The following is a 1,317-nucleotide window of genomic DNA, read 5'->3' as shown; positions in this document are numbered from 1 at the left end:
ACGTACGTGACCCAGCGGGAGCGGGAGCTGGCCACCTCCATGATCGAGGTGAGCGACAACGACGCGGCCGAGGCCCTGTGGGAGACCATCGGCGGCGACTCGGGACTCGCGTCCGCCAACGCCACCCTCGGGCTGCGGCACACCGTCGGCGGCTCCGGCGACCTGTGGGGCCTCACCCAGACCACCGTCGCCGACCAGCTCACCTTGCTGCGCGCGGTCTTCGGGGGCGGCGGCTCACCGCTGTCGGCGGCCTCCCGCGGCTACATGAAGTCGCTGATGACCTCGATATCCGACGGCCAGCGCTGGGGCGTCTCGGCCGCCGACTCCGACGCGGCCGGCTACGCCCTGAAGAACGGCTGGCTGGAGCGCACCGCGACCGGCCGGTGGGACATCAACAGCATCGGCATGGTGACGAACAACGGCCACCGGCTGCTGATCTCCGTGCTGTCCTCGGGACAGGCGTCGGAGCAGAAGGGCATCGATCTGGTGCAGGCGGCCGCCGCCGCGGCGGCGAAGTCCTTCACCGCCGGACTGAACTGATCCGGACACGACGGGCGGTCCGCCCGGGTCCCTCCGCCGTCCCAGGTGTCAGTTTGGATTGACACTCCGGTCGCTGTCAGCCTAGACTGACGGCCATGGACCTTACCGCGGTCGTGCATTCGGAGGACCCAGCCGTCGGCCTGCGCGCCGTCGGCGCGCTCCACCGGCTCGCCGAGCAGATCGAGGCCGCACACGTGGCGCTCGCCCGGCAGCAGGGGTGGTCGTGGGAGCAGATCGGTGACGCCCTCGGGGTGTCCCGCCAGTCGGTACACGCGAAGTACGGAAAGTGAGGTCGTCATGCCGGCAGCCGAAACCGCCGTGCCCACCGGGCTCAAGGCCCTGCTCGAACTCGCCCGCCAGGAGGCCGACCGGCGCGGGGACCGCCGGATCGGCACCGACCACCTGCTGCTCGCGCTCCTGCACGACGGGGCCGCGCCCGCCCGCGCCCTGGGCGTGACCCTCGATCAGGGGCGGTCCGCGCTGGACACCATGGACCAGGCGGCGTTGACGGCGCTGGGCATCCACTTCGACGGGCGGCTCGCGCCGCGGTCCCCGCGCGGACAGCGCCGGATGACACTGAACTCCGCCGCGCGGGCAGTGATCGTGGGGGCGAAAGAGGCCGCCGAGAGCGAGCGCCGGGGGCGCCGCATCGACAGCCGGCATCTGCTGCTGGCGCTGCTCACCACCCGCCATCCCGACCCGGCGGCCGATCTGCTCGCCGAACTGGGCGTGCGCGGGTCCGCGGTACGCGAGCGGCTCGCGGACGGCTGAGGGCCG

3 protein-coding genes are annotated in these 1,317 nt (G+C 72.8%); all 3 read left to right on the top strand.

What is annotated here, in order from left to right:
- Positions 1-540: serine hydrolase (locus GA0115240_RS23925; RefSeq protein WP_141708948.1), on the top strand; the 540-nt coding region annotated here is incomplete at its 5' end.
- Between the two features lie 95 nt (positions 541-635).
- Positions 636-830 carry a helix-turn-helix domain-containing protein gene (locus GA0115240_RS23920; protein ID WP_093739508.1) on the top strand — a complete coding sequence of 65 codons (195 nt, stop codon included), beginning with the start codon at positions 636-638 and terminating at the stop codon, positions 828-830.
- Positions 831-837: 7 nt separating this feature from the next.
- Positions 838-1,311 carry a Clp protease N-terminal domain-containing protein gene (locus GA0115240_RS23915; RefSeq protein ID WP_093739506.1) on the top strand — a complete coding sequence of 158 codons (474 nt, stop codon included), beginning with the start codon at positions 838-840 and terminating at the stop codon, positions 1,309-1,311.
- Positions 1,312-1,317: the final 6 nt, after the last annotated feature.

The sequence above is a fragment of the Streptomyces sp. DvalAA-14 genome (genome assembly GCF_900091855.1).
Taxonomy (GTDB): domain Bacteria; phylum Actinomycetota; class Actinomycetes; order Streptomycetales; family Streptomycetaceae; genus Actinacidiphila.
This window is presented reverse-complemented; position numbering and strand designations above follow the sequence as displayed.

Excerpts from the sequence above, each read along its gene's own strand:
- GA0115240_RS23920 (WP_093739508.1), top strand. The coding sequence starts at position 636 with ATGGACCTTACCGCGGTCGTGCATTCGGAGGACCCAGCCGTCGGCCTG.
- GA0115240_RS23915 (WP_093739506.1), top strand. The coding sequence starts at position 838 with ATGCCGGCAGCCGAAACCGCCGTGCCCACCGGGCTCAAGGCCCTGCTC.